The sequence below is a fragment of the Pseudomonas sp. NBRC 111131 genome (assembly GCF_001320525.1).
GTDB classification, from domain to species: Bacteria; Pseudomonadota; Gammaproteobacteria; order Pseudomonadales; family Pseudomonadaceae; genus Aquipseudomonas; species Aquipseudomonas ceruminis.
Window position 1 is genome coordinate 1 of the sequence record NZ_BCBH01000068.1, and the last position, 6469, is coordinate 6469.

The window sequence follows — 6469 nt, forward strand, 5'->3', positions numbered from 1 at the left end:
TAGGGATGGTCTGAAAAAGACTTCTCGAATCTGGTGAAATACGCCGATCCCGTTGCCCGAGTTTCCCGATGAAGCAAATGACCTTCGCCGACGTCGAGTACGCCGGTAAGCGCAAGCAAACCCGGAAGGAACTGTTCCTGATCGAGATGGATCGGGTCGTACCCTGGAAGGGTTTGATTGCCCTGATCGAGCCGCACTACCCCAAGGGTGAAGGTGGTCGTCCGGCGTATCAGCTGATGGCGATGCTGCGCGTACATTTGATGCAGAACTGGTTCGGCTACAGCGATCCGGCGATGGAGGAGGCGCTGTACGAGACCACAATCTTGCGCCAGTTTGCCGGGCTGAACCTAGAGCGTATTCCCGACGAAACCACCATCCTCAATTTCCGTCGCCTGCTGGAGAAGCACGAGTTGGCGGCCGGGATTCTGGCGGTGATCAATGGTTACCTGGGCGATCGGGGCCTGTCGCTGCGCCAGGGCACCATCGTCGTTGCCACGCTGATCCATGCGCCGAGTTCGACCAAGAACAAGGACGGTAAGCGTGACCCGGAAATGCACCAGACCAAGAAGGGCAATCAGTATTACTTCGGCATGAAGGCTCACATCGGCGCGGATGCCGAGTCAGGTCTGGTGCACAGCGTGGTGGGGACGGCAGCCAACGTTGCGCGAGCGGTAATTGGCCAGTGCATCAGGGCGCTCATGAGGGACGTGAGGCGCTGATTGACAGGGGTGTCGTAGCCATATTGCTCCTATGGCGTTCAACTGTCTAATTTCGTCACGAGCTGCAAATTCAAGGGCCGCCACGCGCGGGCGACGGCATCACCACTCGTCTGGTCATAGCTCGATTTGTGGAACATACGTTCGTAGAACTAGACAGATGTCCTGTAAGCAGACGACCCCCCCTCATCGTCGCTTGAACAGGAGAGTCTAATGAAGGCCATCGTTTACAACGGGCCACGCGACGTCAGCGTGCAAAATGTCCCAGACGCCAAGATCGAAAAACCTACCGACGCCGTAGTGCGCATCACCACTACCAATATCTGCGGCTCTGACCTGCATATGTACGAGGGCCGCACCTCGATGGAGACGGGACGTGTTTTCGGTCACGAGAACCTCGGAGAAGTCATCGAAGTCGGCGCCGGCGTAGATCGCATCAAGGTAGGTGATCGCGTCTGTTTGCCATTTAATATCGGCTGCGGTTTCTGCGAAAACTGTGAAAAAGGTTTGACCGGTTTCTGCCTCACGGCCAACCCCGGCAGTGCTGGTGCTGCTTACGGGTTTGCCGATATGGGCTCATACCAGGGTGGTCAAGCAGAACTGCTGCGTGTGCCATATGCGGACTTCAATTGCCTGGTGCTGCCAGAGGATGCGCAAGAGAAAGAAAACGACTACGTCATGCTGTCAGACATATTCCCCACCGGATGGCATGCCACTGAACTGGCTGGCCTGATGCCGGGTGAAAGCATCGCCATTTACGGTGCAGGGCCAGTGGGCCTGATGGCAGCTCATGCCGCGATGATCAAAGGCGCCTCGCAAGTGTTCGTGGTCGACAACCATCCGGATCGATTGAAATTGGCCGCGCAGATGGGGGCCACGCCAATCAACTCGCTGGAGAAAGAGGCGGTTGATCAGATCCTCAACCTGACTCACGGCAAAGGCACTGATCGAGGTTGTGAGTGTGTGGGGTACCAGTGCTGTGACAAACACGGCCATGAGGTCAATCACCTGACGATGAACAACCTGGTAGCTTCCACCAAGGCCACGGGTGGCATCGGCGTCGTCGGGGTGTTTGTTCCTCAGGATCCGGGCGCGAAAAATGAACTGGCGAAGGAAGGTAAAATGGCCTTCGATTTCGGCGCGTTCTGGTTCAAGGGCCAGCAGATACGCACCGGGCAAGCCAACGTCAAAGCCTATAACCGCAGGCTCGCGGAGCTGATCCAGCACGACCGCGCCAAGCCTTCGCAGATCATCTCTCACAGCCTGAAATTGGCGGAAGGGCCCGATGCGTACAAGCATTTCGATGCGCGAGATGAGGGTTGGACAAAGGTCATTCTGAAGCCGGCAGCCTGATCGAACGGCTGTATGGATCTGACGCCCTGACGATATCGCCGGGCGTCAGCCCAAAGACCCGCCTACTCGGGCTTACAGTATGGCCGCTATGTATTTACCGACCACATACCACCTGTCGTCCGCTCGAAATGCGAGCGCGGTTGTTGCGCAAGATGATCAAGGGAAAAATGGTAAGCGTACTGACTTCGATGGTCGACCCGCTGCGCTTTCCGGGTGGGGAGATCGTCGACCTTTCCAGTCAACGCTGGGAAATTGAGCTGGGCTATCGGGCGATCAAGCAGAGACTGCTGGGCGGCGAATATACCCTGAGAAGCAAGACGCCAGAGATTTCCCTGCGAAATGAGTTTCGCTGCCTGCAGTTGGGCCATCTTGGGGTTGCTGCATGGCACGTCACTGAACCATCCCAGCAACTTGCCAGGATTTCTGAGAGATTTGCAGGCATCAGCCGCTCGATATGTTTTACCCCATCGGCGACCTGATCGATGGTTCTCACGCGCAGTCGTTGGACATGCTGTCGAAACGACACATAGGCGGCACGTCGTGCGAATTGAGACTCGCACGGGTCCCCATGTTCATTTGTCAAGGCTAAGTAGAGATGTCGCTATGGCGGCTAAGTAGAAATGTCATTATGCCCTCGTCGGGATTGCGTTGGGAGCAAACGATCGAATGGCGCGACTATAGACTATTGCTTGGGCGGTAGGCGTAGCATTACCAGGTCTCGGTGTACGTCAGTTCCACATAAAAATTGCGTTTCACCCACCACGACAAAACCATGTTTTTTATAGAACGCCTGTGCCCGAAGGTTCTGATCAGCAACTGTTAACCTGAACGCTCCGTGATAGCTGGCAATGGCTTGCTCGACCAAAGCACTTGCTGCGCCTGTGCCATGAAGGGCTGGGTAGATATAGCATCGCTTAAGCTCAGCTGTCTGAGCGGCGTCGGCTGCTTCAACGCCAATAGGCTCCGGATGCAGATCCAACATCGCGATGCCTTGCACCTTGGAATCGGACTCCACTACCCAGCAGCGGTAGCTCGTATCTTCGAGCATCGCGGTGATATGGCCGGGCTGCAGCGTAGCAGTCACATAGGCATTGATGTCTTCCTAACGAGTTCGGGGCGATTCAGGATTTCAAACTTATGTAGACTTCTGCCAATGAGATTTTTCCCTCTTTTAACCAGGCTGCTGAGGCATGGGAGCGTGGCATCCCAGTGCCATTACTGATATTGTCCGGCGCTGCTCAAGAGGGATCTAGCAGTGACCACAACCTACCTCAAGTACTTTCCCAAGCCTGTCCTCGACGACCTCGTAAACGGCAGATGGCTGCCAATCATCGGGGCCGGTATGTCCTTGAATGCCCATGTCACGTCAGGTCAGAGACCTCCGCTTTGGGGGGAGCTAGGTAAGCTTCTCGAAGACGATCTTATTGACTTCAATTCCAGTGGGGCCCTCGACGCGATTTCTGCTTACGAGCATGAGCTGGGCCGGGCGAGGCTGATGGACAAGCTCACACAAGTGTTGCTGATCCACGAAGCCCAGCCCGGGGCAGCGCACAAGAGCTTCTGCTCCATCCCGTTCGATATCGTCTGCACAACGAATTTCGATTTTTTGCTGGAGCAGGAGTACCGGCTTGGGCCCAATGTTGTTTATCCGATCCTTGAAGAGGAGCAGCTGTCGCTGAATTCATCCAAGGCCGGTGTGAACCTGCTCAAGCTCCATGGCGACCTTCACCATCCGAGAAGGATGGTGGTCACGGAGGCTGACTACGACGGCTTTCTCGCGAACTATCCGCTGTTCGCAACCTACCTCGCGAATTTGCTGATCACCAAGACTGCGGTATTGGTCGGGTACAGTCTCGACGATCCAGATTTCCGGCAGATTTGGCATGTGGTATCGCAGCGCCTGGGGCGCACCAGACGATTTGCCTACACGATCGTTTTAGGCGCGAATCAGTCCGATATTTCGCGGTTCGAGCGCCGCGGGGTAAAGGTGATCAATCTGCCGGGCACACGAGACAAGTACGGTGAAATCCTAGCGGCAGCTTTTGATGAGCTGCGAGAGCTTCTCAGGGATGAAGCTTTCACCGTGATGAAGCCGACTGAAGAGCGGACGATGCAAGAACTGTCGCTACCACGGTCAGCGCCATCGCGGCTTTGCTTCTTCTCGCTGCCGTTGGAAGTCCTGCCTTTCTACAAAGACCAGGTATTTCCCGCCTTGGAGGATATCAACCTTGTCCCGATTACGGCTGACGGAGTGATTTCCCCAGGGGATATGGTTATCGCGAAGCTGGACGCACTCATCGACCGGTCGATTGCAATGGTCATTGATCTGTCGTCCAACTGGACAATGGTTGAATTGAAGATGGCGATCAGTCGCGCGGCGTCGAGGAAGGAGAAGGGCAGGTCGCTCAAACTGATTGTAGTGATGAGGAAAGGTCAGCAGTTGCCTCTTGCTCTGGAGGACGTCACGGTGATTTATCGGCCTGATCTGCTGACCTCTGAGTCAGAAGATTTCGCCCTAGATCTGATTACAACCCTGGAAAGGGAGCTTCCATCAGATCGTAACTCTCAATTGGATGAGGCCCGCCGGCTTCTGAGGGTAAGGGAGTACCGTGCGGCGATCGTATCGGCGGTTACCTATCTTGAGGGTGAACTGCGGAGCGTGATGCGATACAGAGACGAGGACAGTGCGACAAGGCCAAATCACCAGTCGCTGCTGGGAATGATAAAAAATGCTGTTAGCCAAAGCGTAATCCAATCTGAGTGGCTCCCTAGACTGCACGAGTGGGTACACATCAGGAACAGCATCGTTCATTCGAGGGGTGACGCAGAAGTATCTCAGCGAATGGCAAAAAACATCGTAGATGGGATCATCCAAATCGTGTCCAGCTTACCACCTACAATTACGCCGACTGCGTCCTTTAGGGGGTAACGGCGCAGCAGGAACGCCTGCTGCGGAGTCGAGCAATTCTACCCGATTCGCGCTTGTTTCCTGCGTCGCCGTTGAACCCTACTTTTTCTTAGGCGCGGGAGGCGGCGCCTTTGGTGGAGTTGCAGGGCGCTGGCTCGTTGTCTCTTTGCTCACTCCACCGTTGACTGAGGTGGGCTTTCCTGCATGATTCGACATGCTGAATCCTTACATAGAGTGATTTGGAGTAGCGATTAACCCGGGCTGGCACAGGGTGGAGAGCTAAGCGCGTCATCCGTTCCGACGTGGAGGGGCGGGCGGGGCTTTAGGTGGGGTGGATGGCCGCTGGCTTACCGGACTGGGACGCTGTGGCTCGCTGCCGCTTGGCCGGCGTGGCTGTGGCGATATCCCTCTTTCTTCGTACATTGGTCACCTCTACTTGTTGGGCGCTTTAGGCGGCGAAGGCGGTGGTGTAGCGGGGCGAACGTTAACTGGTGCTGGCGGGCTAACATTCATCCCCTCGTTACTGACTCGCTCCACCACATGCTTTTTGTTTGTGTCGCTCTTACTGGTCATTCGTTGTCTCCTGTAGCTCAAGGAACTCAACCATCAAAACGTCGGAATTTGAGACTAAATAACTCTCAATTCCCGGCATTTCGACCCATTCGTCCTGCTCATCTAGCCAGCACGGCTGTGTAATCAGAAAATGGCCTGTGGCGGGATCAGTTGGCCACACTTGGGGGTATCCGAAGAGGCGTCGGCCATCCAGCAGAGTCAACACTACGCTATGCCCAGATCGCTTGCGAAATGCGTAGACCCATTCCGGGTATGAGGCACGTGATGTGAGTCCAAGCTGCCTGGCAATCCCGTATAGATAGTCATGGTTGGACGCGTATGACAGTCCCAAGCCTAGGCATACCGCGAGTGCGATCCCCCACGCGCTCTCTACGTCTGTGGTCCATAAACCAATATCGAACCAATGGTCACCCATCCACAGCAGGACCTTTGAAATTCCTGACACGATGATGGTGATGATGCCGGTACCAATCAGCGCCTGTACCGTACGCTCAAACTGACCTGGCTTTTTTACGTCGGCCAGCCAGTAAAAAATCATGGTAGTGATGAAGCCTGGTATCAACATCTGAACCAAGGGCAGAATTTTTGTCGCTAGGTCTTCCAATGCCTGTACCGCCAAGTGATGCCCGTTTGCCATCAATATAGCGGCGATGCATCTGTTAGAGGTATCGTTTTTTCATAGATGGCGGGCTAGAGGCAGGGCTAGCGCTCCGCGTTCATAAGCGCAGCTCTCAACTGCATCACAGTACCGACCTTGAGTACCCTAGCACCTTATTACTGGACCTGAAGTAGCTTTCATCCCTGTTGAGTTGTGATCGCGGAGCCGCCCAGTCGGGCGATGCCCCCACCCGAGTGGGTGTGTTGCTGTTGCATACTGCTCGCTTTGCCTCTAGCATCAGGATCTTCCTGAGTGTAAGTC

At 55.2% G+C, this 6469-nt stretch carries 4 protein-coding genes and 2 pseudogenes; 4 read left to right on the forward strand and 2 right to left on the reverse strand.

The genetic code is table 11. The features are described from left to right. Positions 1 to 68: 68 nt before the first annotated feature. The 3 genes and pseudogenes from APH34_RS28055 to APH34_RS28065 all read left to right on the forward strand — a co-directional run. A pseudogene (locus APH34_RS28055) lies at positions 69 to 665 on the forward strand (IS5-like element ISPst5 family transposase); the annotation flags it as partial. Positions 666 to 929: 264 nt separating this feature from the next. Further along, positions 930 to 2069 carry a glutathione-independent formaldehyde dehydrogenase gene (locus tag APH34_RS28060; protein WP_009681502.1) on the forward strand — a complete coding sequence of 380 codons (1140 nt, stop codon included), beginning with the start codon at positions 930 to 932 and terminating at the stop codon, positions 2067 to 2069. Then, positions 2036 to 2386, forward strand: a pseudogene (locus APH34_RS28065) (transposase); the annotation flags it as partial. The gene APH34_RS28060 and the pseudogene APH34_RS28065, both read left to right, overlap by 34 nt. Positions 2387 to 2751: 365 nt before the next feature. Here the strand turns inward: APH34_RS28065 and APH34_RS28070 are convergent. Continuing rightward, a complete protein-coding gene (locus tag APH34_RS28070; RefSeq protein WP_009681500.1) occupies positions 2752 to 3153 on the reverse strand; it encodes a GNAT family N-acetyltransferase in 402 nt (133 codons plus the stop codon). Positions 3154 to 3324: 171 nt separating this feature from the next. On the opposite strand from APH34_RS28070, the gene APH34_RS28075 reads away from it, so the two are divergent. Then, the gene (locus tag APH34_RS28075) at positions 3325 to 4998 is read left to right on the forward strand and encodes an SIR2 family protein (protein ID WP_009681499.1); all 1674 of its coding nucleotides are present in this window, start codon (positions 3325 to 3327) and stop codon (positions 4996 to 4998) included. 541 nt (positions 4999 to 5539) lie between these two features. On the opposite strand, the gene APH34_RS28080 is transcribed toward APH34_RS28075, so the two are convergent. Further along, the gene (locus tag APH34_RS28080) at positions 5540 to 6169 is read right to left on the reverse strand and encodes a DUF6338 family protein (RefSeq protein ID WP_236183100.1); all 630 of its coding nucleotides are present in this window, start codon (positions 6167 to 6169) and stop codon (positions 5540 to 5542) included. Positions 6170 to 6469 lie beyond the last annotated feature (300 nt).